The 24008-nt window shown below is 72.1% G+C and carries 18 protein-coding genes; 7 read left to right on the plus strand and 11 right to left on the minus strand.

The window, feature by feature from the left end:
* Positions 1–6 precede the first annotated feature (6 nt).
* The 7 genes from nirD to ACFY6U_RS21295 all read right to left on the minus strand — a co-directional run bounded on the left by nirD (position 7) and on the right by ACFY6U_RS21295 (position 7829).
* Positions 7–357 (minus strand): nitrite reductase small subunit NirD, encoded by a 351-nt coding sequence (gene nirD, locus ACFY6U_RS21265; RefSeq protein WP_390040313.1) that lies wholly within the window; start codon positions 355–357, stop codon positions 7–9.
* Positions 354–2981, minus strand: a complete 2628-nt coding sequence (gene nirB / locus ACFY6U_RS21270; protein WP_390040315.1) for a nitrite reductase large subunit NirB — start codon at positions 2979–2981, stop codon at positions 354–356. The genes nirD and nirB overlap by 4 nt, the downstream gene beginning before the upstream one ends.
* Positions 2981–3310 carry a hypothetical protein gene (locus tag ACFY6U_RS21275; protein WP_390040317.1) on the minus strand — a complete coding sequence of 110 codons (330 nt, stop codon included), beginning with the start codon at positions 3308–3310 and terminating at the stop codon, positions 2981–2983. The genes nirB and ACFY6U_RS21275 overlap by 1 nt, the downstream gene beginning before the upstream one ends.
* A gap of 372 nt (positions 3311–3682) precedes the next feature.
* Positions 3683–4306: a class F sortase gene (locus tag ACFY6U_RS21280; RefSeq protein ID WP_390040319.1), complete on the minus strand. Its 624-nt coding sequence runs from the start codon at positions 4304–4306 to the stop codon at positions 3683–3685.
* A 118-nt stretch (positions 4307–4424) separates the two neighbouring features.
* Positions 4425–4949, minus strand: coding sequence for a hypothetical protein (locus tag ACFY6U_RS21285; RefSeq protein ID WP_390040321.1), 525 nt, complete (start codon positions 4947–4949; stop codon positions 4425–4427).
* Between the two features lie 316 nt (positions 4950–5265).
* Complete coding sequence (locus ACFY6U_RS21290; protein ID WP_390040323.1) at positions 5266–5931, minus strand: YceI family protein; 666 nt, start codon at positions 5929–5931, stop codon at positions 5266–5268.
* A 254-nt stretch (positions 5932–6185) separates the two neighbouring features.
* Positions 6186–7829 carry a M4 family metallopeptidase gene (locus ACFY6U_RS21295; RefSeq protein ID WP_390040325.1) on the minus strand — a complete coding sequence of 548 codons (1644 nt, stop codon included), beginning with the start codon at positions 7827–7829 and terminating at the stop codon, positions 6186–6188.
* 138 nt (positions 7830–7967) lie between these two features.
* On the opposite strand from ACFY6U_RS21295, the gene ACFY6U_RS21300 reads away from it, so the two are divergent.
* Both ACFY6U_RS21300 and ACFY6U_RS21305 read left to right on the plus strand, forming a co-directional pair.
* On the plus strand, positions 7968–8402 hold the full coding sequence (locus ACFY6U_RS21300) for a gamma-glutamylcyclotransferase family protein (RefSeq protein WP_390040326.1): 435 nt from the start codon (positions 7968–7970) through the stop codon (positions 8400–8402).
* Positions 8403–8904: 502 nt separating this feature from the next.
* Positions 8905–10200, plus strand: coding sequence for an AMP-binding protein (locus ACFY6U_RS21305; protein WP_390040328.1), 1296 nt, complete (start codon positions 8905–8907; stop codon positions 10198–10200).
* Between the two features lie 195 nt (positions 10201–10395).
* Here ACFY6U_RS21305 and ACFY6U_RS21310 read toward each other — a convergent pair whose 3' ends face one another.
* A complete protein-coding gene (locus ACFY6U_RS21310; RefSeq protein ID WP_390040330.1) occupies positions 10396–11076 on the minus strand; it encodes a vancomycin high temperature exclusion protein in 681 nt (226 codons plus the stop codon).
* Positions 11077–11240: 164 nt separating this feature from the next.
* Here ACFY6U_RS21310 and ACFY6U_RS21315 point away from each other — a divergent pair, with 164 nt between their 5' ends.
* The 5 genes from ACFY6U_RS21315 to ACFY6U_RS21335 all read left to right on the plus strand — a co-directional run bounded on the left by ACFY6U_RS21315 (position 11241) and on the right by ACFY6U_RS21335 (position 18358).
* Positions 11241–11975, plus strand: coding sequence for a sirohydrochlorin chelatase (locus ACFY6U_RS21315; RefSeq protein ID WP_390040332.1), 735 nt, complete (start codon positions 11241–11243; stop codon positions 11973–11975).
* Positions 11976–12186: 211 nt separating this feature from the next.
* Positions 12187–13461 carry a deoxyguanosinetriphosphate triphosphohydrolase gene (locus ACFY6U_RS21320; RefSeq protein ID WP_390040334.1) on the plus strand — a complete coding sequence of 425 codons (1275 nt, stop codon included), beginning with the start codon at positions 12187–12189 and terminating at the stop codon, positions 13459–13461.
* A gap of 158 nt (positions 13462–13619) precedes the next feature.
* Positions 13620–14882 carry an NAD(P)/FAD-dependent oxidoreductase gene (locus ACFY6U_RS21325; RefSeq protein ID WP_390040336.1) on the plus strand — a complete coding sequence of 421 codons (1263 nt, stop codon included), beginning with the start codon at positions 13620–13622 and terminating at the stop codon, positions 14880–14882.
* A 153-nt stretch (positions 14883–15035) separates the two neighbouring features.
* A complete protein-coding gene (dnaG, locus tag ACFY6U_RS21330) occupies positions 15036–16955 on the plus strand; it encodes a DNA primase (RefSeq protein WP_390040338.1) in 1920 nt (639 codons plus the stop codon).
* Positions 16956–17059: 104 nt separating this feature from the next.
* On the plus strand, positions 17060–18358 hold the full coding sequence (locus ACFY6U_RS21335) for an RNA polymerase sigma factor (protein ID WP_390040340.1): 1299 nt from the start codon (positions 17060–17062) through the stop codon (positions 18356–18358).
* 246 nt (positions 18359–18604) lie between these two features.
* Here ACFY6U_RS21335 and ACFY6U_RS21340 read toward each other — a convergent pair whose 3' ends face one another.
* The 3 genes from ACFY6U_RS21340 to ACFY6U_RS21350 form a co-directional block, all read right to left on the minus strand.
* Positions 18605–20533: an ABC transporter ATP-binding protein gene (locus tag ACFY6U_RS21340; protein ID WP_351495084.1), complete on the minus strand. Its 1929-nt coding sequence runs from the start codon at positions 20531–20533 to the stop codon at positions 18605–18607.
* Positions 20533–22266 (minus strand): ABC transporter ATP-binding protein, encoded by a 1734-nt coding sequence (locus tag ACFY6U_RS21345; protein WP_390040342.1) that lies wholly within the window; start codon positions 22264–22266, stop codon positions 20533–20535. The genes ACFY6U_RS21340 and ACFY6U_RS21345 overlap by 1 nt, the downstream gene beginning before the upstream one ends.
* Positions 22267–22430: 164 nt before the next feature.
* The gene (locus tag ACFY6U_RS21350; protein WP_390040344.1) at positions 22431–23885 is read right to left on the minus strand and encodes an FGGY family carbohydrate kinase; all 1455 of its coding nucleotides are present in this window, start codon (positions 23883–23885) and stop codon (positions 22431–22433) included.
* Positions 23886–24008 lie beyond the last annotated feature (123 nt).

Below are 24008 nucleotides of genomic sequence, written 5' to 3' on the forward strand. Positions count from 1 at the left end.
CGGGACCTACGCGGCCCGTACCTCGTACGCCGTCACCCGTACCGTCTCGTCGTCCAGGCACGCGCCGGTCTCCAGGTCGAACCGCTGCTTGAGGAGCGGGGAGGCCACGAACGGGCGGCCCTGGTGGGTGCCGGTCAGGCCGCGGGAGAGGACCGCCGCGCCGCCGAACGGGTCGCGGTTGTCGATGGCGTAGAGGCGGCCGGCGCGGTCGCGGAAGACGGCGGCCTGGTGGCCGTCCGGGAGGAGTACGGCCACGCCCCGGCCGGGCGTGAGCAGGCTCAGGTCGCAGACCGTGAGCCAGGCGTCGGCCAGCTGGAGCTGGACCTTCAGGTCGGTGGTCTCGGGGGCCAGGGTCATCGCTGGGCGCTTCCTTCCAGAACGGTCGCCGTGCCGTCCGCGCGGCGCAGGCCGATGGACAGCAGGGGCAGGTCGGGCTTCATCTGGTCCCGCTCGGGCACGAAGCCGACGACCGGGTCGGGGGTGTCGGGGGCGTTGACGAAGGACACGAACCGGGCGAGCTTCTCCGGGTTGTCGATGGTGGTCGCCCACTCGTCCGCGTAGCCGGACACGTGTGCCGCCATCAGGGACTCCAGCTCCTCGCAGATGCCCAGGGAGTCCTCGACCACCACGTCACGGACGTGGTCCAGGCCGCCCGGGATCCGCTCCAGCCAGGTCGACGTGCGCTCCAGGCGGTCGGCCGTACGGATGTAGAACATCAGGAAACGGTCGATCAGCCGGACCAGTTCGGCGTCGGTGAGGTCCTGGGCGAGCAGGTCCGCGTGGCGTGGGGTGGCGCCGCCGTTGCCGCCGACGTACAGGTTCCAGCCGTTGGCGGTGGCGATGACGCCGAAGTCCTTCGACTGGGCCTCCGCGCACTCGCGGGCGCAGCCGGAGACGGCGGACTTGAGCTTGTGCGGCGACCTGAGCCCCCGGTAGCGCAGCTCCAGGTCGATCGCCATCCGGACCGAGTCCTGGACGCCGTAACGGCACCAGGTCGACCCCACACAGGACTTGACGGTCCGCAGCGCCTTTCCGTACGCGTGGCCCGACTCGAAACCGGCGTCCACCAACCGCGTCCAGATCAGCGGGAGTTGCTCAACGCGCGCGCCGAACATGTCGATCCGCTGGCCGCCGGTGATCTTCGTGTAGAGGCCGAAGTCGCGGGCGATCTCGCCGATCGTGATCAGGCCCTCGGGGGTGATCTCGCCGCCGGGGATGCGCGGGACGACCGAATAGGACCCGTTCTTCTGGAGGTTGGCGAGGAAGTGGTCGTTGCTGTCCTGGAGCGCCGCCTGCTCGCCGTCCAGGACGTAACCGCTCGCACCGATCGTCGGGGCGAGGGACGCGATGACCGACGCCACCGCCGGCTTGCAGACCTCGCAGCCGTCGCCGCCCCGGGCACCCTCCCGGCCGTACCGGTCGAGCAGGTCCTGGTAGGTGTTGATGCGCAGTGCCAGGACGATCTCGTACAGCTCCTCGCGGGTCTGCGCGAAACAGCCGCACAGGCCCTTGTCGACCTCGACGCCGGACGCCTCCAGCTCGGCGGTGACCAGCTGACCGAGGACCTTGACGCAACTGCCGCACGTCGTACCGGCCTTGGTGCACTTCTTCACCTCGGGCACGGTGCTGCAGCCGTGCTCCGTGACCGCGCCGCGGATCGTGACCTTGCGGACGTTGTTGCAGGAGCAGATGACCGCGTCGTCGGGCAGCGCGGCCGGGCCGAGCCGGACGGACTCACCGGCACCGGCCGGCAGCACCAGGGACTCGGGCGGGACCGGCGGTACCGAACCGGTGAAGGCCTTCAGGGTGCCGTACGCGTCCGCGTCTCCGACCAGGATGCCGCCGAGCAGGGTGCCGTCCCGGCCGATGACCAGCTTCTTGTACAGGCCCGAACGGGAGTCGGAGTACACGACGTCCAGGCAGTCCTCGGCCGTGCCGTGCGCGTCGCCGAAGGAGGCCACGTCCACGCCGAGCAGCTTCAGCTTGGTGGACAGGTCGGCGCCGGTGAAGGTCAGCTGCTCGGCCTCGTCGGCGGCGAGGGCCGCCGCCGCGGTCTCGGCCTGCTCGTAGCCCGGCGCCACCAGCCCGTACACCCGGCCGTCCGCCGCCAGCGCGCACTCGCCGATCGCGAACACGTGCGGGTCGCCGACGGTACGGCACTGCTCGTCGACCGTGATGCCGCCGCGCTCGCCGACCGTCAGACCGCAGTCGCGGGCGAGTTGGTCCCGCGGCCGGACACCGGCGCTGAACACCACCAGGTCGGTGGCGAGTTCGGAACCGTCGGACAGCCTCATCCCGGTCACGGCACCCGCGGAGTCGACCACGATCTCCTGCGTGCCGACGCCGGTGTGGACCGTCAGACCCATCTCCTCGATGGTGCGCAGCAGGGCCGCGCCACCGCCCTCGTCCACCTGCACCGGCATCAGCCGCGGCGCGAACTCCACGATGTGGGAGGTGAGTCCGAGCCCCTTCAGCGCCCCGGCCGCCTCCAGCCCCAGCAGCCCGCCGCCGACCACCGCGCCCACGGTCGCCCTCGACTTCGCGTACTCCTCGATCGCGAGCAGGTCCTCGATGGTGCGGTAGACGAAGCAGCCCGTCGCGTCCTTGTGGGGGACAGGAGGCACGAACGGGTAGGAGCCGGTGGCGAGTACGAGCGTGTCGTACGTAAAGGTCCTGCCGGACCCGGCCGTCACGGTCCTCGCCGTGCGGTCGATCGTCTCCGCCGGGTCGCCCACGTACAGCTCGATGCCGTGTGCGTCGATGAACTCCATGTCGGTCATGGAGAGTTCGTCGGGGGTCCGGCCCGAGAAGTACGAGGTGAGGGCGACGCGGTCGTAGGCGGGGCGCGGCTCCTCGCACAGCACGACCACGCGGTGCGTGGCGGTCAGGCCGCGCTCGGCGAGCGCCTCGAGGAAACGCTGACCGACCATGCCGTGGCCGACGAGCACGATCGTGGGGGTGGCCCCGGGGGTGGTGGTCATCAGGAGCCTCCGTCGTTGGGGAGCGGGTGGAGCAGGGGGCGACCGCGCTCGGAGGGCACGCCCGTCCGCAGCACGCCTTCCGGCTGCACGTGGTCCGACATGTCGTATGCGATCGCGGTGCCGTCCGCGCGGCCGGCGGTCCGGGCGGCGCGGACGGAGCCGGGCACCTGGGCCTCGGCCGGGCCGCCGCAGGTGGGGCGGGCGGTCACCTCGGAAGCGCGGCGGGGCGACCCGGGCGTCACGGGGGCGCCGAGCTCGCCGGGCCACCGGGCGGGACGGGCGCCCGTGCGGCCGGCGCCGATCACCACCACACGCGTATTCGAGGTCATACCCAGGAGCGTGCGGCGCCGACGTTACCCGGCCGCATCACCGCTGTTTCCCGTGAGGAACGCTGCCCTCTTCGGGGGCGGGAGGTGGGTGTGAGGGGTCCGGGGGAGGGACGGCGGGGACTGTGAGGTGGCGGAAACGCGGGGCGGCGGTCGGCCTGCGCCGCAGGTGGGCGGTGGTGGGGGCGGCGGCGGTGCGCTGGTGGGGCGGTGGGGTGGCGACGGGGCCGGTTTCGCGGGGCAGAGGTTGTGTACGTCGTCCCCGGACCGCGGTCGGTCACCGCCCGCCCGTCACCGACTGCCGGCCGGCGGCTGTCCGTCACCGACTGCAGGTGAACGGCTGCCGGTCAGCGGTTGCCCGTCATCGGCTGCCCGTCACCGGCTGCTCGTCAGGTGGGCGAAGACGACGACGTTCCCCTGGTACCCGGTGGTGCGCGAGTAGCCGCCGCCGCAGGTGATGACCCGGAGTTCGGGGCGTTTCGCGGCGCCGTACACCTTCTCGTCGGGGAAGTCGCGGGCCTGGTAGACCTCGACCGCGTCGACGCTGAACACGGCGACGCTCCTGTCCTGCCGGTCCACCTCGATGGTCGCGCCGCGCCTGAGGGCGCCGAGGTCGTAGAAGACGGCGGGGCCCTCGGTGTTGTCGACGTGCCCGGCGACGATGGCGGTGCCGGTCTCGCCGGGGGTGGTTCCGGCCTCGTACCAGCCGGCGAGGTTCTTGTTCCCGGCGGGCGGGACGTCGAGGCTGCCCGAGGGGGTGAGGGCGAGGCCCATGAGGGGGGCGTTCACACGGATGGCGGGGATGCGGATGCGGGTGGCCGGGGAGGGCGGCAGCGCGGGGGCTTCGAGGGCTTCCTCGCCGGGGTCGGGGCGGCCCTCGGCGGCGGACGGCTGGGGCGGCGCGGTGTGCGGTCCGATGCCGGGGCCCATCAGCCAGACGCCGGAGCCGAGGGCTATGACGGTCACGGCGGCTATCGCGGTGTCCCCGATCCTGCGCATGCGAACCCCTCTCCCTGAGGGACGAACGTGACCCCCTCCCCCTCCGGGCCGCGAGGGGCGTCGGACCCGGAGGGGGTGGGATGTGCGGTACCGGCGGACGGACAGCGGAGGGTGTCCGTCAGATCACATCGCCTCTCGCCCGGCGATGCAGGAGCCAGGTACCGCCCGCGGCGGCGACGGCCAGAGCCGCCACGCCTGCCGCGGTCTGCACGGGGTCGGAGCCAAGGGCACCACCGACCCCCGTCTTCACACTGCCGTGGGGCTGCACCTGCTGCCCCGCGGCCGGCGCCAGTGCCACCACCAGGTCCCCGGTCACCTGCCGGTTCCCCTCGGCGCACTTCGCGACGATCTCGTACGTCCCCGGTTGCGCGCTCGGCGGCACCTGGAACTGCCCGATCGCCTCGCCTTCGTGCGTGCTCGGCGCAAGGGTGAACGTGCCGGCGCCGACCGAGCCGGCGTCCCCGACCGCCGTTCCCTTCTCACCGCAGGCAGCCGTGTTCACGGTGACCTGGGCGCCTGCCGCCGCGGTCGACGGGTACACGTCGAGGCTGCCGGTGCCGCCACCGTACGCCGGCGCGACGGCGAGTCCGGCCGTGGCCGCGGCCAGCGCGGTCCCGGTCACCAGACGGGCGGTGCGTCGCATGGTGCTCCCTCGGTCGAGGTCGTCCACTCCCTTGCTCTACCGAGGTAAAAGCCAACCGCCCGGCCGCGCTCCCTGAGGCGCCGTCAGTTTTGGGATGAACGGGTGTCACGGCGGGGGGTCGGGAGCCCCGTTGAGGGGGAATTCGGGCAGGTCAAGGGGGTTGAGCGGGTGCCGGTATGAAGAACACACGAATGGTGGGGGGTGGGGGGAGTGAACGGGTGACCCTCTCCGGGGGCGGGCGGCCGGGCCGGGCGCCCGAATGTCGGATGCATGCCCGAAGGCGAGTGAGTCTGACGTCCGGGCCGTATCCGCGGCGCTACGGCATCCCCTGCCCGCCCTCCGGCACCGTCCGGATCGCCGCGATGTCGAACTGCAGCCGCACCGTCTCGCTCACCATCGCCCCGCCCTCCGCCAGGCGGGAGTTGTAGGCCAGTCCCCAGTCCATGCGGTTGATGGTGGTGGTGCCGTCGAAGCCGACGCGCTGGTAGCCGAAGGGGTCCGTGACGTTGCCGATGTAGGTGAGTTCCAGGTCCACCGGGCGGGTCGTGCTCTTGATGGTCAGGTCGCCGGTCATGACGTAGACGTCCGGCGCTTTCAGGCGTACCGCCGTGCTCTGGAAACGCATCCGCGGGTGGGTCGCGGCGTCCAGGAAGTCGCGGCCGACCAAATGGGCGTCCCGTTGCTCCACGCCCGTGTCGACGCTCGCCGTGGACAGGATGATCTCCGCCTGGGAGCGGGAGGGGTCGCGGCCGTCGAAGTAGAGGCGGCTCTTGTACTCGGTGAAGGCCCCGCGGACCGTCGTCACCATCGCGTGCCGGACCGAGAAACCGATTCTGCTGTGGGCCGGGTCGATGATCCACTCGCCGGTGAGGGCGGCGAGGGCGGGGTCCAGGAGGGTGGGGGCCGCGGTGGGGGTCGCAGCCGGACGTGGGGGGAGCGTGGGGGTGCGCCGGGAGGTGTGGGGGCGGCTGAACAAGTTCATGATTTATCTAGTTAGTCGACTCGGGGAATTGCCGCAAGTGGCCTTCCGGGCAATGGAGTTCGGAAAACCGGCGGTGCGTCACCGAAACTGCACATCATCGCCATCGGATCCACTCGGGGAGCATTGTGAGAGGGTCCGGCATTCCGGAATTCCGTGATTCCTTGAATTGCGCTGTTCCCCGTTGTCTGGGGTGTATGTGACGGCCGCCCCGGTTCGTTCGCCGGGGCGGACGCCTCACCTCGATGCGCCGTGCCTCAGTTCACGTTCACCGCGCTCCACGCCGCCGCCACCGCGTTGTACTCCGTGCTGCCGTTGCCGTACAGGTCCTTCGCCGCGTTGAGGGTTGCCGTGCGGGCGCCCGCGTAGTTCGTCGAGGACGTCATGTAGACCGTCAGGGCGCGGTACCAGATGGCCCCCAGCTTGTCCCTCCCGATCCCCGTCACCGTCGAGCCGTTGTACGTCGGGGAGTTGTAGCTCACGCCGTTGATGGTCTTCGCGCCGCTGCCCTCTGCGAGCAGGTAGGCGAAGTGGTTCGCGACACCGGAGGAGTAGTGGACGTCCAGATTGCCCACCGACGAACTCCAGTAGTCCGCCGAACTCCCGTCCTTCGACGGCTGGTCCATGTACCGCAGTGCCGTCTTCCCGAAGCCGGAGCGGACGATCTTCTCGCCGATCAGGTAGTCGCCGGGGTCGGAGGAGTTGTCGGCGTACCACTCCACCAGCGTGCCGAGGATGTCGGAGGTCGCCTCGTTCAGGCCGCCGGACTCGCCGGAGTACGTCAGCGCGGCCGTCTTGCTGGTGACGCCGTGCGTCATCTCGTGGCCCGCCACGTCCAGCGCCACCAGCGGGCCGAAGGTCGTCCCGTCACCGTCGCCGTACGTCATGCAGAAGCAACTGTCGTCCCAGAAGGCGTTGTTGTAGCTGTTGCCGTAGTGGACGCGGTTGTACGAGCCCTTGCCGTCGCCGGCGATGCCGTTGCGGCCGTGGACGTTCTTGTAGTAGTCCCAGGTCTCGTTGGTGCCGTACTGGGCGTCGACCGCGGCCGAGGAGCGGTCCGACGTGGCGCCCGTGCCCCAGTGGTTGTCGGCGTCCGTGAACACCGTCGACGGCGCCCGGCTGATGCAGATGCCGAAGATGCACAGGTCCGTCTTGTTCGCCGCGTCGCCCGTGTACGTGTTGCCGCGCGTCGGGTCCGTGAGGTTGTACGTCGAGCCGGACTGCGTCGTCTCCAGCGGGACCGTGCCGCTGTACAGCGACTTGCCGTCGCCGGTCGCCGTCTCGATGCTGTCCCAGGCGTCGATCTGGGCGCCGGTGCGGGCGTCCGTCAGCACCGTGCGGGCGACCGGGTTGCCGAGCGAGTCCTTGCCGACGGCGTTGGTGCGCCAGGCCAGCCTCGGGGTGCCGTGCAGGGCGTCGACGACCAGCTGCGGCTTGGCCTGCACCTGCTTCAGCGCGTCGCCGAGGTTCGCCGCCCGCAGCGCGTTCACCGCGAGGTCGGCGGCCTTCGGGGCGGAGACGTCCGGGACGATCGACGCCAGGGATATCCGGCTCCGGGTCGCCCGGTCGGCGCTGCGGTAGGCGCCGTCCGACTTGAGGTGGACGACGAAGTCGCCGCCCAGGACGGGGAGTCGGCGGTACGTGCGGTCGTAACGGACGTGCTGTGTGCCGTTCCCGTCCACGATCACGTCGCGGACCGAGGTGCCCTCGGCGGACGTGAGGCCGAGGGCGGCGGCGTGCTGGACGAGTGCCTGTGCCGCGTTGGCGAGCGCGGTGGCCCGGGTCGGTCTGGCGTCCGCGTGGGCGGCGGGGGAGAGCGCGGCGGCCAGCAGGGTCGCGGTGGTGGCGGCGACGCCGGCCGTGGCGAGACGGGAGGCTCGGGTGTTCCGTGTCCGGCTCATCGGTCTCCTTGGAGATGCGCCTCGAAGGCGTGGGGGTGGCGCTGATGACGACTGAGATTCAAGAGGCCATGACATGTCATGTCCATAGCGCCTCCATGGAGATGTGTGTGGAGGTCGGGAGGGTGCAGAATCCTTTCTGTGACCGCCCGGAACCCCCACCGCCTCCCGTTCTTCGTCTACGGCACGCTCCGCCCGGGCGAGGTCAACCACGACGCGTACCTGCGGGGACGGACAAGGACCGAGGAACCCGGCCGCCTCGACGGCGCGGTGCTCTACGACGGGCCCGGCTACCCCTACGTCGTCGAGGAGCCCGGACCGGCGGCGGTGCGCGGCGAACTCGTCACCGCGCGCCCGGAGTCGTACGACCGGCTCCTTCTCGAACTCGACGAGTTGGAGGAGTGCGTGCCGCAGGACCCGGCGAGCCTGTACGTACGCGTCGCGCGGGACGTCGTACGGCTGCGGGACGGGGCCGCGGTCCGGGCCTGGGTGTACGTCGCCGGGCCCGCCGTGGCCGAGAGACTGCGCACCGACGGGCGGCGCATCGACGGCGGCGACTGGCTGGGCCACGGCTGACCGGGGGCTGCCCCCGGAGACCTCGACGCCCGCCCGGTTGGCAGGGGCGACAGGGCCACCCCGAACCGCGGGGCGCGGTACGGGCGGCGGGCGGGCGTCGAGGCGGCCTCCACGTCGACCAGCGTGCGTCCGGTGTGTTACGTCCCGTGACGGACCCGTGTTGCCACGCCGAAACGGTCAACTCCCCCCGGTATCCCTGCCATCGTGAGAACCGATACCGGGCCGCCGGCGTCGGCACCGCCCCACCCGGGGCCGACGGGTGCCTGGTCCGCCGCCGTCCCTGGGGCACGGAGCCCCCGCAAGTGGCTCGTTCCCCACCCCTGTTGGCCGGTCCCACCCCGTTGAGTCTCCAAGGGACCCGACTACAGTCGTCGTCTGCCACCGCCGTCCCCCACCCCGCGTAAGACCCGCACGGCGCTCGACCCCCGCCCTGACCGGGCCCCCGCCGCTCCCGGACTCGGCCTCCCCCACTCGAAAGAGCCAGCCAGGAGGTCTCCGAGCCATGCCTCTGCGTCACCTCACCCCCCGCGACCAGCACCTCTTCTGGCAGTACGGCCGCGGCGCCGACACACCCGTCCACGAACCGCTCGTCCACCGGGCCATCGAACGGCATGCCATCGTCCACCCCCACGCCGTCGCCGCCGAACACCACGGCGCGACCCTCACCTACGGCGAACTCGACCGCTACGCCGGTGCCCTCGCCGCCCGGCTGGCCCGCGAGGGTGTCCGACCCGGTGACCACGTCGGCCTGTTCGCCAGGCGCTCCATTCCGATGCTGGTCGGCCTGTTCGCCGTCCTCAAGGCGGGCGCCGCCTACGTCCCCCAGGACATCGGCCGCACCTCCCCGGCCCAGCTCGCCGACGTCATCCGCACCGCCGGCACCCGGGTGATCCTCACCCAGAAGGAACACGTCCCGCGCGTCCCCCTCCCCGGCGGCCACCGGCTGATCGCCCTCGACGACCCGGCGCCGTACGATCCCGGGCCCGTGCCGCTGCTGCCGCCGCATCCCGACGACGGCTGCTGCGTCCTCTTCGTCCCCGGGACCGCCGGCCGCCGCACCCACGCCGTGAAGCTCACCCACCGCAACATCGCCAACCTGCTGCTCACCGAACCCGGCGGGCTCGGCATCCGCCCCGGCGACCGGGTCGCCCAACTCCTCGGCATCGCCTCCGGCCCGGCCGCCTGGGAGATCCTCGGCTGCCTCACCCACGGCGCCACCCTGGCCGTCCGCGGCGAGGACCCCGGTGCCGCGGCCCGCACCGCGACCGTCCTGATCGCCACCGCTGCGGTGCTGTCCGGCATCGACCCGGCCGACTGCCCGCGCCTGCGCACGGTCGCCGTCGCCGGGGAACCCTGCCCGCGCCCGCTCGCCGACCGCTGGTCGCGCCGGGCCGCCTTCTTCCACTGCCGCGGCCCGGCCGAGGCGACCCTCGCCACCACCGTGAGCCGCCACACCCGGAGCGCCGGGCGGCCCCTTCCCAACAGCACGCTGTACGTCCTCGGCGCCGACCGCCGTGCGCTGCCCATCGGCGAGACCGGCGAGGTGTGGGCGGGCGGCGACTGCGTCTCGGCCGGCTACCTGGGCGACGACACCCTGAACGCCGAGCGGTACGCCCCCGACCCGTTCCTCGGCGCGGGCCGGGCCATGTTCCGCACCCGCGACCTCGGCCGCTGGACAGCCGACGGCGACCTCGAACACCTCGGCCGCCCCGCCGACCGGCTCGGCCCGCCCGGCGAACGGCCACTGCTGCGGCTCGCCGGGGAACGCACGGCGGGCACGGTCGCGGTCACCCGCTGAGGACGACGGCGGGATGCTCCCGAGAGCTCCGCCGGAAGTGCCGCGATCTGCCGTCTGCCGTCTGCCGTCTGCCGTCTGCCGTCTGCCGTCTGCCGTCTGCGGCGCCGTCGTGGCTGGTCGCGCAGTTCCTCCCCCGGCCTTCGGCGGGGGGACCCCCAGCGCCCCCTTACGGGGCGCTGCCGTCGACGGACGCGCTCAGTGCGGCGCCGCGGCCAGGGCCCGGGCCACCCCCGGTTCCTTCTTCCCCAGGAACCGGGGGTTCGGCTCGAAGAGCACGTCGAGAGCCGCCTTCCCCGCCGCGAAGACCTCCCGCGTCCCGCCGTAGTACCAGGTCACGTCGTGCTTGGCGTCGACCCCGACCCCGTACGACTCGACCCCCGCGGCCTCGCACAGCGCCACCGCCCGCCGGATGTGGAAGCCCTGGCTGATCAGTACGGCCCGGTCCACGCCGAAGATCTTCCTCGCCCGGACGCAGGAGTCCCAGGTGTCGAACCCGGCGTAGTCGCTGACGATGCGTTTGCCGGGCACACCGTGCGCGGTCAGGTAGGTGCGCATGGCGTCCGGCTCGTCGTAGTCCTTCCGGCTGTTGTCGCCGGTGACGAGGACGACCTTGACGCGGCCCTCCTTGTACAGCGTCGCCGCCGCGTTCAGGCGGTTGGCGAGGTACGGCGAGGGCTCGCCGTCCCACAGGCCGGCACCGAAGACGACCGCGACGTCGGCGCGCGGCACGTCCGCCACCGTGCGCAGCCGGCCGGCCGTCGAGACGTACAGCCAGGTGGCGGGCAGCAGCGCCAGCACGCACGCGGCCATCACGCCCTGCAGCAGGCGCCGCCGGCCGGTGCGGGTCTGCGGCAGTCGCGGTCGGCGGATCCTCATACGCTCGTTCCCCCCTTGGGCGCCCCGTGGGCTTCGACCATGGAGGACGCAGCGCAGGAGGTTCCGGTTCGCTCACAGCGTGCGGGTTCCTACCGTGAAGCGCCGGAAAAGACTCGTGACGGTCAGGCAACGGGCGTGCAACCTCGCCCGGCGAGGATCTTCGCATGACGGTGACCGACCTCTCCCCGCGCTCCGGCCCGCCCGCCCTGGTCCTGGTGGCCCACGGCAGCCGCGACCCGCGCGCGCTCAGCACCGTGCGGGCGCTCATGGACCGGGTGCGCGCGCTGCGCCCCGGCCTGCCCGTGCACCTCGGTCACATCGAACTGAACGAGCCGCTGCTCCCGGACACCCTCGCCGCGCTCGGGGAGACCGAGGCCGTCCTCGTCCCGCTCCTCCTCGGCCGCGGCTACCACGTCAAGCAGGACATCCCGGAGATGGCGGCCGCCGCCTGCGCCCGCACGCGCGTCGCCGCCCCGCTGGGCCCGCACCCCCTGCTGGCCGACACGCTGCAGGCCCGCCTGCGGGAGGCGGGCTGGCGCCCGAGGCCCGCGAGCGCCGTGGTCCTGGCGGCGGCGGGTTCCCGTGACCCCGACGCCAGGGTCGACACCAGCCGCATGGCCGACCTGCTCGCCGCCCGCCTGGGCGTCCCGGTCCTCCCGGCCTACGCCTCGGCAGCGGCCCCGACGGTCCCGGAGGCGATCACCGCCCTGCGGGCGAGGGGCCGCCGCCACATCGCCATCGCCTCCTACTTCACGGCCCCCGGCCGCTTCGCCACGGAGTGCGCGGCGAACGCCCCGTGGATCGCGTCGGCCCCCCTGGGAGCCCACGACGCGATGGCCGAGCTGATCCTCCACCGGTACGAGCGGGCCCAGGGAACGCCGGTGACGGCAGCCGCCTAGGGGTGCGCTTGCGGCTGCGGGTGCGTCGTGGTCGATCGCGCAGTGCCCCGCGCCCCTTTCAGGTCGGCCCACCGGACCCACCTTCTTGGGGGCGCGGGGAACTGCGCGACGAGCCCCCACGCACCCGCAGCCGCAGACGCACCCCGACCCGGCAGACGAGTAGGCGCCCCACAACCGCCGTTTCGTCACCATCAACCCGTACTGTCGAACCATGGCAGCCCCCGCACCGTCTTCGGCCTACGACCCGGCGTCAGCCGACCGCTGGGCTCCCGAACCCGACAAACGCCCCGGCCGCACCGCCTTCCAGCGCGACCGCGCCCGCATCCTGCACTCCGCCGCCCTCAGAAGGCTCGCCGGCAAGACCCAGGTCGTCACCCCCGGCACCTCCACCCAGGCGTGGGACGCCAGCCCCCGCACCCGCCTCACCCACTCCCTCGAATGCGCCCAGGTCGGCCGGGAGCTGGGCGCGGCCCTCGGCTGCGACCCCGACCTCGTGGAGGCCGCCTGCCTCTCCCACGACCTCGGCCACCCGCCCTTCGGGCACAACGGCGAGCAGGCGCTGAACGAGTTCGCGGACGACTGCGGCGGCTTCGAGGGCAACGCCCAGTCCCTGCGGCTCCTCACCCGCATCGAGCCCAAGCGGTTCACCCCCGAGGGCTCCGTCGGCCTCAACCTCACCCGCGCCGCCCTGGACGCGGCCACCAAGTACCCGTGGCCGCGCGGCGCGCACCCCACCGACCCGGCGTCCCCCAAGTTCGGCGTGTACGAGGACGACCGGCCGGTCTTCGACTGGGTCCGCAAGGAGGCCCCCGGCACCCGCACCTGCTTCGAGGCCCAGGTCATGGACTGGTCGGACGACGTCGCCTACTCCGTGCACGACGTCGAGGACGGCCTGCACGCCGGTCATGTCGACCCCGGCTGCCTGCACGCGGAACCGGAACGGCAGGAGGTGTTCGCCGTCGCCGTCCGCCTGTACGTGCCCGCCGGCACCGACCCCGCCGAACTCGCCGCCGCCCTCGACCGGCTCCAGGACGAGGAGTGGTGGCCGCACGGCTACGACGGCACCGCGGTCGCCCAGGCCCGCCTCAAGGACGCCACCAGCCAGCTCATCGGCCGGTTCTGCCTGGCCGCGGAGGGCGCCACCCGCGAGGCGTACGGCGGCGGGCGGCTCACCCGGTACGGCGCGGAACTCGTCGTACCGCGCGAGACCAGAATGGAGTGTGCGGTGCTCAAGGCCATCGCCCACCGGTACGTCATGCAGCGCGCCGAGCAGGAGCGGCTCCGCGCCGACCAGCGGGTCGTCGTCGCGGAACTCGCCGAGGCGCTCACCGCCCGCGCGCCCGACGGACTCGACCTGCAGTTCCGGGCGCTGTTCGACGCGGCCGGCGACGACCACGCCCGCAAGCGGGTGATCGTCGATCAGATCGCGTCGCTCACCGACGCCTCCGCGCGGTCGCTGCACGCGCGACTGACGGGACGTATGTGAACACTTTGTGACTCTCTGCGACTCCCTCTGGCCTGATCGGGGCAAGATCGCGTCAGCGGGGGTCACTCCCTCTTCCCGCATCACGCTGCGTGCGGGAGGCTCACAGTGCGGCGCATGTGGGTGGCATATGTGGCGGCACCCCTACGAGGAGGCATCAAGTGGTCGACGCGGACCAGACATTCGTCATCGTCGGAGGCGGACTCGCCGGTGCGAAGGCGGCCGAGACGCTCCGAGCCGAGGGCTTCACCGGCCGGGTGATACTGATCTGCGACGAGCGCGACCACCCCTACGAGCGGCCGCCGCTCTCCAAGGGCTACCTGCTCGGCAAGGCCGAACGCGACAGCGTCTTCGTGCACGAGCCCGCCTGGTACGCGCAGCACGACATCGAACTGCACCTCGGCCAGACCGTGGACCGCATCGACCGCGCCGCCAAGACCGTGCGGTTCGGCGACGACGGCACGCTGGTCCGCTACGACAAGCTGCTGCTCGCCACCGGAGCGGAGCCGCGCCGCCTCGACATCCCCGGCACCGACCTGGCCGGCGTCCACCACCTGCGCCGCCTCGCGCACGCCGAGCGCCTCAAGGGCGTCCTCGCCGCGCTCGGCCGGGACAACGGGCACCTCGTCATCGCGGGCGCCGGCTGGATCGGCCTGGAGGTCGCGGCGGCGGCCCGGACGTACGGCGCCGAGGTCACCGTCATCGAGCACGGGCAGACCCCGCTGCACAGCGTGCTCGGGCCCGAACTGGGCAACGTCTTCGCCCAGCTGCACAAGGAGCACGGGGTCCGGTTCCGCTTCGGGGTGCGGCTCACCGAGATCGTCGGCCAGGACGGCATGGTGCTGGCCGCGCGCACCGACGACGGCGAGGAGCACCCGGCGCACGACGTCCTCGCGGCGATCGGCGCGGCGCCGCGGGTCGGGCTGGCCGAGGCGGCCGGGCTGGAGCTGGCCGACCGGGCGGACGGCGGGGGCATCGTCGTCGACGAACGGCTGCGGACGTCCGACCCGGACATCTACGCGGCCGGCGACGTGGCCGCGTTCCCGCACGCGCTGTTCGACACGAGGCTCCGCGTGGAGCACTGGGCCAACGCGCTGAACGGCGGGCCGGCGGCGGCGCGGTCGATGCTGGGGCAGGACCTCGCCTACGACCGGGTGCCCTACTTCTTCACCGACCAGTACGACCTGGGCATGGAGTACAGCGGGTGGGCGCCTGCGGGGTCGTACGACCAGGTCGTGATCCGGGGTGACGCCGGTAAGCGTGAGTTCATCGCGTTCTGGGTGAAGGAGGGGCGGGTGCTGGCCGGGATGAACGTGAACGTGTGGGATGTCACAGAGCCGATCCAGCGGCTGATCACCTCGCGGGCGGTGGTGGACACCGATGCGCTGGCGGATCCGCATGTGCCGTTGGAGTCGCTTGCCTAAGGGGCTGCGGGGTTCTGTCGTCTCGCGGGTGCGGGTGGTGCATGGTTGCTCGCGCAGTTCCTCCCCCGGCCTTCGGCCGGGGGTACCCCCAGCGCCCCTGACGGGGCGCTGCACGCGCCCGGGGCTGTCGGTTCGCCCCCGTAGAATTCACGCGTGGCCGGACGGATCAATGACGAGGATGTGAAGGCGGTACGGGACGCGGTCCCGATCGACGCCGTCGTGTCCGAGTACCTCCAGCTGCGCAACGCGGGCGGCGGGAACCTGAAGGGCCTGTGCCCGTTCCACGACGAGAAGTCGCCGTCCTTCCAGGTCAGCCCGAGCAAGGGGCTCTTCCACTGCTTCGGCTGCCAGGAGGGCGGCGACACCCTCGCCTTCGTGATGAAGGTCGACCACCTCTCCTTCTCGGAGGCGGTCGAGCGGCTGGCCGCCCGCGCCGGCATCACCCTGCGCTACGAGGAGGGCGGGTACAACCCGTCCCACCAGCGCGGTGAGCGCATCCGCCTGGTGGAGGCGCACAAGATCGCCGCCGTCTGGTACGCGGAGCAGCTCGCGACCAGCCCCGAGGCCGAGACCGGCCGGGTCTTCCTGGCCGAGCGCGGCTTCGACCAGGCCGCCGCCGTGCACTTCGGCGTCGGCTACAGCCCGCAGGGCTGGGACCACCTCACCCGCTACCTGCGCGGCCAGGGCTTCACCGACAAGGAGCTGCTGACGTCCGGCCTGTCCCAGGAGGGGCGGCGCGGGCCCATCGACCGCTTCCGCGGCCGTCTGATGTGGCCCATCCGGGACATCGGCGGCGAGGTCGTCGGCTTCGGCGCCCGCAAGCTCTACGAGGCGGACAACGGGCCCAAGTACCTCAACACGCCCGAGACCGCGATCTACAAGAAGTCGCAGGTCCTGTACGGCATCGACCTCGCCAAGCAGCACATCGCGAAGGCCAGCCGCGCGGTCGTGGTCGAGGGCTACACGGACGTCATGGCCTGCCACCTGGCCGGGGTGACGACCGCGATCGCCACCTGCGGTACGGCCTTCGGCGGCGAGCACATCAAGATCCTGCGACGGCTGCTGATGGACAACGGATCGGCCCGCGTGATCTTCACCTTCGACGGCGACGCGGCCGGGCAGAAGGCGGCCCTGCGCGCCTTCGAGGACGACCAGAAGTTCGCCGCCGAGACGTACATCGCCATCGCCCCCGACGGCATGGACCCCTGCGAGCTGCGCCTGGCCAAGGGCGACGAGGCGGTCGCCGACCTGACCGAACCCCGCACCCCGCTCTTCGAGTTCGCGCTCCGCCAGATCGTCGCCCGCTACGACCTGGACACCCCGGCGGGCCGCGCGGCCGCCCTCGACGAGGCGGCGCCGGTCGTCGCCCGGATCAAGAACAGCGGCGCCCAGCACGAGGTCGCCGTCCAGCTCGCCGGCATGCTCGGCATCCTCGACACCCAGTTCGTGGTGAAGCGGGTGGCCCAGCTGGCCCGTTGGGCCCGGGAGAAGGGCGGCGGCGGTGGCAGGGGGGCCGGCGGCCCGGCGCGCGGCCCGCAGCAGCCGTCGTACGACACCGGCACGGCCCGCCCCGTCGTCTCCGGGCCCGCCCTCAACCTCCGCAACGCCGTCTACGCCACCGAGCGCGAGCTGCTGAAGCTCGCCCTCCAGCGCCCCGAACTGGTCTCCCCGGCCTTCGACGCCTACGGCGTCGACGAGTTCACCGCCGAGCCCTACGCGGCCGTGCGCCGGACCATCATGGAGGCGGGCGGCGCCGAGTACGGGGTGCAGGACCCGCAGGAGTACCTGGTCCGCGTCCGAGACGCAGCCGCCGACGACGCGGTCCGGGCGATGGTCACCGAGCTCGCCGTCGAGGCGATCATGCGCCGCACGGTCGACGAGAACTACGCGGGCGAGCAACTCGTGACCGTCCGCCGCCGCGCCGTCGACCGCCGTATCCACGAGATCCAGATCACCCTCACCCGCCTCGGCAACGGCGGCGACCCGGCCCAACTCGCCTCCGTGCAGAACGAGTTGTGGGTGCTCCAGCAGTACGGGCAGGCGCTGCGCGAGCAGGGTCCGGCCGCCCTCTGAGCCCCGGCCGGCCGGCAGGATAACCGCGCGGTCACGGACCGGACGCAAAAAGTCACCGCACGCCCCTCGTGGCGGCGATGTGTCTTACCCCACACTGGGGTGCGGTGCCTGAGTCCTCGGAGCGCGGCCGGCCCGTCCCGGACGGGTCCCACACCCCCGCCGTTCCACTCATCGCGTACGGGACGGACAGCGGCGAGGCCGTCGTCTCCGCCCCCGAAGTACCGCTGCCGTACCCCCTGGCAGCGATCATCCTGGAGGTCGCCCCCGTGCAGACCCAGACCCTGACCCAGACAGACAGCAGCACGCTCACGGACGAGCCGGAAGCCGATACCGGCGGCCATGCCGGCGTGCCGCCGCAGAGCCGGGCCGCGCTGCACCCCGAGACCGAGCCGGACGGCCCGGCCCCGGAGGAGCTCGCGGCCGACGCCCCCGACGCGGAGCCCGAGCCCGAGCCCGCCGAGCCGCGGGCCGCCGCGCGCGCCGACACCGGCGGTCCCTCCTCGGACCTGTTCCGCCAGTACCTGCGCGAGATCGGCCGCATCCCGCTGCTCACCGCCGCCGAGGAGGTCGAGCTCGCCCGCCGCGTCGAGGCCGGCCTGTTCGCCGAGGAGAAGCTGGGCAGCACCCCCGACCTCGACAGCGAACTGGCGCTGGACCTGGACCGGCTGGTCGTCATGGGCCGCATGGCCAAGCGCCGCCTCATCGAGGCGAACCTGCGGCTGGTGGTGTCGGTCGCGAAACGGTACGTCGGCCGCGGTCTGACCATGCTCGACCTGGTGCAGGAGGGCAACCTCGGACTGATCCGCGCCGTGGAGAAGTTCGACTACGCCCGCGGCTACAAGTTCTCGACGTACGCCACCTGGTGGATCCGCCAGGCCATGTCCCGGGCCCTGGCCGACCAGGCCCGCACCATCCGCGTCCCCGTGCACGTGGTGGAGCTGATCAACCGCGTCATCCGGGTCCAGCGCCGGATGCTCCAGGAGCGGGGCTACGAGCCGACGCCCGACGAGGTCGCCGCGCACCTGGATCTGGCGCCGGAGCGGGTGGGGGAGGTGCTGCGGCTGGCGCAGGAGCCGGTGTCCCTGCACGCCCCGGTGGGCGAGGAGGACGACGTCGCCCTCGGCGACCTCATCGAGGACGGCGACGCGGCGAGCCCCGTCGAGTCGGCGGCGTTCCTGCTGCTGCGGGAGCACCTGGAGGCGGTGCTGTCGACGCTCGGGGAGCGGGAGCGGAAGGTGGTCCAGCTGCGGTACGGCTTGGCCGACGGCCGTCCTCGGACGCTGGAGGAGATAGGCCGGATCTTCGGTGTGACGCGGGAGCGGATCCGGCAGATCGAGTCCAAGACCTTGAACAAGCTGCGGGACCACGCCTTCGCGGATCAGCTTCGGGGTTACCTGGACTGACGCCGGGTGCGGGCGCGTGGGGGTTGCTCGCGCAGTTCCTCCCCCAGCCTTCGGCCGGGGGTACCCCCAGCGCCCCTTACGGGGCGCTGCCCAGCCGCTCCCTCACAGCTGCACAGCTGCGGGCAGGCGTGCCGCAGGGCGGCACGGGCGGGCGCTGGGGGTCCCCCCGCCGGAGGCTGGGGGAGGCACCCGGCAAGCGCCGGCAAGCGTCCCCACCCGTGCCCAGCCCCAGCGCCGGGTGACGGCTCAGTCCACCTCGGCCACCGCCTGCGCGAACTGTGCCTTGTACAGCCGGGCGTACGCCCCGTCCGCGGCCAGCAGCTCGGCGTGCGCGCCCTGTTCCACGATGGACCCGTTCTCCATCACGAGGATGGTGTCCGCGTCGCGGATCGTGGAGAGCCGGTGGGCGATGACGAACGACGTCCGGCCGTCCGCCAGTTTGGCCATCGCCTTCTGGATCAGGACTTCCGTGCGGGTGTCGACCGACGACGTCGCCTCGTCGAGGACGAGGATCGTCGGGTCGGACAGGAAGGCGCGCGCGATGGTGATGAGCTGCTTCTCACCGGCGCTGACGCCCGTGCCCTCGTCGTCGATGACCGTGTCGTAGCCGTCGGGCAGGGTCCGGACGAACCGGTCGGCGTGGGCCGCCCGTGCCGCCTCCTCGATCTCGCCGCGGGTGACCTCGCGGGAGGCGCCGTACGCGATGTTCTCCGCGATGGAGCCGCCGAACAGCCAGGTGTCCTGGAGCACCATGCCGATCCCGGAACGGAGTTCGTCCCGGGACATGTGGCTGATGTCGACGCCGTCGAGGGTGATCCGGCCGCCGGAGACGTCGTAGAACCGCATCAACAGATTGACGAGCGTCGTCTTGCCGGCGCCCGTCGGGCCGACGATCGCGACCGTGTGGCCCGGTTCCACCGTGAGGGAGAGGTCCTCGATCAGCGGCTTCTCCGGGTCGTACCGGAAGGAGACGTGCTCCAGGGCGACCCGGCCGCGCAGTTCGGCGGGGCGCTCGCCGGGGACCGGGTCGGCCTCCTGCTCCTCCGCGTCGAGGAGTTCGAAGATCCGCTCGGCGGAGGCGACACCGGACTGCACCAGGTTGGCCATGGAGGCGACCTGGGTCAGCGGCATCGAGAACTGCCGGGAGTACTGGATGAAGGCCTGGACGTCACCGATGGACAGGGCGCCGGAGGCGACCCGCAGACCGCCGACCACGGCCACCAGCACGTAGTTCAGGTTCGACACGAACATCATCAGCGGCTGCATGACCCCGCTGTTGAACTGCGCCTTGAACCCGGCCTCGTACAGCGCCTCGTTCTGCTCGGCGAACTGCTGCGCGGACTCCTCCTGCCGGCCGAACACCTTCACCAGGGTGTGCCCGGTGTACATCTCCTCGACGTGGGCGTTCAGCTTGCCGGTGGAGCGCCACTGCTGCACGAAGTGCGGCTGCGAGCGCTTGCCGATGCGGGTCGCGACCAGGAAGGACAGCGGCACGGTGACCAGGGCCACCAGCGCCAGGATCCAGGACACCCAGAACATCACCGCGAGCACGCCGACGATGGTGAGCACCGAGTTGATGAGCTGGCCCATCGACTGCTGGAGGGTCTGGCCGATGTTGTCGATGTCGTTGGTGGCGCGGGAGAGCACCTCGCCGCGCTGCCGCTTGTCGAAGTAGGACAGCGGCAGGCGGGACAGCTTCGTCTGGACGTCCTCGCGCAGCCGGTACATCGTGCGGTTGACGGACCGGTTGACGAGCCGGGTCGCCACCGCCATCAGCAGGCCGGCGACGACGTAGGTGCAGAGCGCGAACAGCAGGACGTTGCCGACCTGGTCGAAGTCGATGCCCTTGCCCGGCGTGAAGTCGGTGCTCCTGAGCATGTCGGCGACCGTGTCCTGGCCCCGCTCGTGCATGCCCTGGAGGACCTGGTCCTTGGTGGCCCCGGCGGGCATCTGCTTGCCGATGACGCCGGCGAAGACCAGGTCGGTGGCCCGGCCGAGGATCTTCGGGCCGATCACGTTGAGGGTGACGCTCGCGACCACGCAGAACAGCAGCAGGTAGATCGTGAGCTGTTCGGGTTTGAACCGGGCGAGGAGCCGTTTGCCCGAGTTCTTGAAGTCCATCGAGCGCTGGTCGGGGCCGCCCCCGGCCATCATGCGTCCCATGGGCCCGGCCATCAGGCAGCCTCCGCTTCCGTGAGCTGGGAGAGCACGATCTCCCGGTAGGTCTCGTTGCCGGCCATGAGTTCGTGGTGGCGGCCGGTGCCGACGACGCGTCCCTCGTCGAGGACGACGATCCGGTCGGCGTCCCTGATGGTCGCCACCCGCTGGGCGACGATGACGACGGTCGCCTCGGCCGTCTCCTGGGCGAGCGCGGCGCGCAGGGCGGCGTCGGTCGCGTAGTCGAGGGCGGAGAAGGAGTCGTCGAAGAGGTAGATCTCCGGGCGCTGCACGAGCGTCCGGGCGATGGCGAGGCGCTGGCGCTGGCCGCCGGAGACGTTCGTACCGCCCTGGGCGATGGGCGCGTTCAGCCCGCCCTCCAGCTTCTCCACGAAGCCCTTGGCCTGCGCCACCTCCAGCGCGTGCCACAGCTCCTCGTCGGTGGCGTCCGGGTTGCCGTAGCGCAGGTTGGTCGCCACGGTGCCGGCGAACAGGTACGGCTTCTGCGGGACCATGCCGACCGTCTGCGCGAGCAGCTTCGGGGCGAGGCCCGAGACGTCCTCGCCGTCCACGAGGACCTGACCGTCCGTGGCGTCGAAGAGGCGCGCGACCAGCCCGAGCAGGGTGGACTTGCCGCTGCCGGTGGAGCCGATCACGGCGGTCACCTCGCCGGGCCGGGCGACCAGGTCGACGGCCTTGAGCACCGGCTCCTCGGCACCCGGATAGCGGAACCCGGCGGCCCGGACCTCCAGGTGGCCGTGGCGGCGCAGCTCGGTGACCGGCGCGAGCGGCGGGACGACGCTGGACTCGGTGTCCAGGACCTCCTCGATGCGCTCGGCGCAGACCTCCGCGCGCGGCACCATCATGAACATGAAGGTGGCCATCATCACGGACATGACGATCTGCATGAGGTAGGCGAGGAAGGCGGTCAGGTCACCGATCGCCATCCCGCCGCTGTCGATCCGGTGGGCGCCGAACCACACCACCGCGATCGACGACACGTTCACCGTCGTCATGACGATCGGGAACATCAGGGCGAGCATGTTGCCGGTGGCCAGCTGCATCTCGGTCAGGTCCTTGTTGGCCCCGCCGAACCGGCCCTGCTCGTACTCGTCGCGGACGAACGCGCGGATCACCCGGTTGCCGGTGATCTGCTCGCGCAGCACCCGGTTCACCGTGTCGAGCCGGACCTGCATGGCCCGGAACAGCGGGCGCAGCCGGCGCACGATCAGCGTCACGCTGATCCCCAGCACGGGTACGACGGCGACCAGCACCCCGGACAGCGGAACGTCCAGGCCGAGGGCGAGCACGATGCCGCCGACACACATGATGGGCGCCGACGCCATCAGGGTGAACGCCATCAGGACCAGCATCTGGACCTGCTGTACGTCGTTGGTCGTACGGGTGATGAGCGAGGGTGCCCCGAAGTGACCCACCTCACGCGAGGAGAAGGACTGCACCCGGTCGAAGACGGCGGCACGCACGTCCCGGCCGAGCGCGGACGCGGTCCTGGCGCCGTAGTAGACGGCACCGACGTTGCACACCACCTGTGCGAGCGAGATGCCGATCATCAGGGCGCCGAACGTCAGGATGTAGTCCGTGTCACCCTTCACGACGCCGTTGTCGATGATGTGTGCGTTGAGCGTGGGCAGGTAGAGAGTGGCGCAGGTCTGCAGGAACTGCAGCAGCACCAGGATGGAGATGGGTTTCCTGTAGGGCCTGAGATAGGTCCGCAGAAGTCGTATGAGCACGCTACGTCTCTCGGAGTCGGCGGTGGGGTGGGCGGGGTGGTCTGCCCGAAGGGCGGGGTGTTTGCCCTAGGCCCCTATCGTCCGACACTCCACCCGCGTTACCTCAACCGATTAACCCGAGAGCGGACGCGCGGGGACGTGCGCGGCCGTACGCTTCGGGGGGTTTACGCCCGGAACGCCCCCGGATGGGTCTGCTCCCGCACCGAGACGAACTGCTGCCGCACCGCCTGCCCGACCGCCAGCTCGTCCCCGGGCTCCAGGACCTGCGCCGCCGCGCCCTGCCACACCGGTGGCGTCCGCGGGTCCAGCGTCCCCTGCGAGACCCCGAGCGCCCAGGCCGCCTGCCGGGCCGCACCGATCGCCGCGTAGTCCGCCGGCTGCGGTACGACGACCTGCGCGCCGAACAGCATCGGCGCCGCCGCCTGTACGGCCGGCAGCTCGGCGGCCTGCCCCAGCAGGAAGATCCGCCGCACCTCCACACCCCGGCCGCGCAGCACGTCCAGCGCGTCGGCGAGCCCGCAGAGCATGCCCTCGAACGCGGCCCGCGCGAGATGCTCGGCCTTCATCGACTCCCGGCGCAGCCCGGCCAGCGTCCCGGCGGTGTGCGGCAGGTTCGGCGTCCGCTCGCCCTCCAGGTACGGCAGCATGACCAGCCCGTGCGAGCCGGGCGTGGACTTCATCGCCAGGTCGGAGAGGGCCTCCAGATCCGCCAGCCCGAGCAGCTCGGCGGTGCCGCGCAGGGCCCGTACGGCGTTGAGCGTGGTGACGACCGGCAGGTGCATGCCGGTGGCGTCGGCGAGCGAGGTGATCATCCCGGAGGTGTCGGCGAGCGCCTCGGTGTGCACGGCCATCACCGACCCCGAGGCGCCGAGCGAGACCACGGCGTCCCCGAACCCGAGCCCCAGCCCGAAGGCGGCGGCCATGGTCTCGCCGGTCCCCGCGGAGATCAGCAGCCCCTCCGGGGTGGTGCCGGCCGCGTCGGACGGGCCGATCACGTCGGGCAGCATCGCCTGGTGCCCCAGGGCGAGTTCGACGAGGTCGGGCCGGTAACCGCCGGTGGCCGCCGACCAGTACCCGGTCCCGGAGGCCCCACCGCGATCGGTGGTCCTCCGGACCGGCCGGCCGAGCAGCTGCCACACCAGCCAGTCGTGGGCCTGCAGCAGTACGGCGGTCCGGCGGGCGTTCTCCGGCTCGGTCTTCGCCAGCCAGCGCAGCTTGGTGACGGGCTGCGCGGCCTGCGGCACGCACCCCACCGCCTGTGCCCAGGCCTCCCGCCCGCCCAGCGCGTCGATGAGATCGGCGGCCGCGACCTGGGCGCGCTTGTCGCCGCCGACCATCGCGGGGCGGACGGTGTTGCCCTGGGCGTCCAGCGGGATCAGCGCGTTCTGCTGCGCGGACACGCCGATGGCCTGCACGCCCTCCAGGAGCCCGCCGCCGGCGGCCTCGCCGAGGGAGAGCAGCCAGGCCTGCGGGTCGACGTCACTGGGGCGCGCCGCGCCGTCCGGCGTGTCGAGCGGGTGCGGTGCGTATCCCTGGCGGAGCACCGCACCCGTGTCCGTGTCGCAGACCACGATGCGAGTGAAATCGGGTGAGCTGTCCAACCCGGCGACTATCCCCATGACCGAAATTCTGCCGCACGCTCCGCTGTGGTTCGGCCGACGGGCGCCTTCTGGGGTGAGTGCCTTGTGCCGTACGGCGGGTGGGGGCTGCTGGCGCAGTTCCCCGCGCCCCCAGGTCGGACG

The organism is Streptomyces sp. NPDC013157 (assembly GCF_042899865.1).
GTDB lineage: Bacteria > Actinomycetota > Actinomycetes > Streptomycetales > Streptomycetaceae > Streptomyces.

Coding starts and splice junctions, on each gene's coding strand:
- nirD (WP_390040313.1), bottom strand. CDS start 357: ATGACCCTGGCCCCCGAGACCACCGACCTGAAGGTCCAGCTCCAGCTG.
- ACFY6U_RS21280 (WP_390040319.1), bottom strand. CDS start 4,306: ATGCGCAGGATCGGGGACACCGCGATAGCCGCCGTGACCGTCATAGCC.
- ACFY6U_RS21305 (WP_390040328.1), top strand. CDS start 8,905: ATGCCTCTGCGTCACCTCACCCCCCGCGACCAGCACCTCTTCTGGCAG.
- nirB (WP_390040315.1), bottom strand. CDS start 2,981: ATGACCACCACCCCCGGGGCCACCCCCACGATCGTGCTCGTCGGCCAC.
- ACFY6U_RS21290 (WP_390040323.1), bottom strand. CDS start 5,931: ATGAACTTGTTCAGCCGCCCCCACACCTCCCGGCGCACCCCCACGCTC.
- ACFY6U_RS21315 (WP_390040332.1), top strand. CDS start 11,241: ATGACGGTGACCGACCTCTCCCCGCGCTCCGGCCCGCCCGCCCTGGTC.
- ACFY6U_RS21350 (WP_390040344.1), bottom strand. CDS start 23,885: ATGGGGATAGTCGCCGGGTTGGACAGCTCACCCGATTTCACTCGCATC.
- ACFY6U_RS21275 (WP_390040317.1), bottom strand. CDS start 3,310: ATGACCTCGAATACGCGTGTGGTGGTGATCGGCGCCGGCCGCACGGGC.
- ACFY6U_RS21295 (WP_390040325.1), bottom strand. CDS start 7,829: ATGAGCCGGACACGGAACACCCGAGCCTCCCGTCTCGCCACGGCCGGC.
- ACFY6U_RS21310 (WP_390040330.1), bottom strand. CDS start 11,076: ATGAGGATCCGCCGACCGCGACTGCCGCAGACCCGCACCGGCCGGCGG.
- ACFY6U_RS21285 (WP_390040321.1), bottom strand. CDS start 4,949: ATGCGACGCACCGCCCGTCTGGTGACCGGGACCGCGCTGGCCGCGGCC.
- ACFY6U_RS21320 (WP_390040334.1), top strand. CDS start 12,187: ATGGCAGCCCCCGCACCGTCTTCGGCCTACGACCCGGCGTCAGCCGAC.
- ACFY6U_RS21340 (WP_351495084.1), bottom strand. CDS start 20,533: ATGGCCGGGCCCATGGGACGCATGATGGCCGGGGGCGGCCCCGACCAG.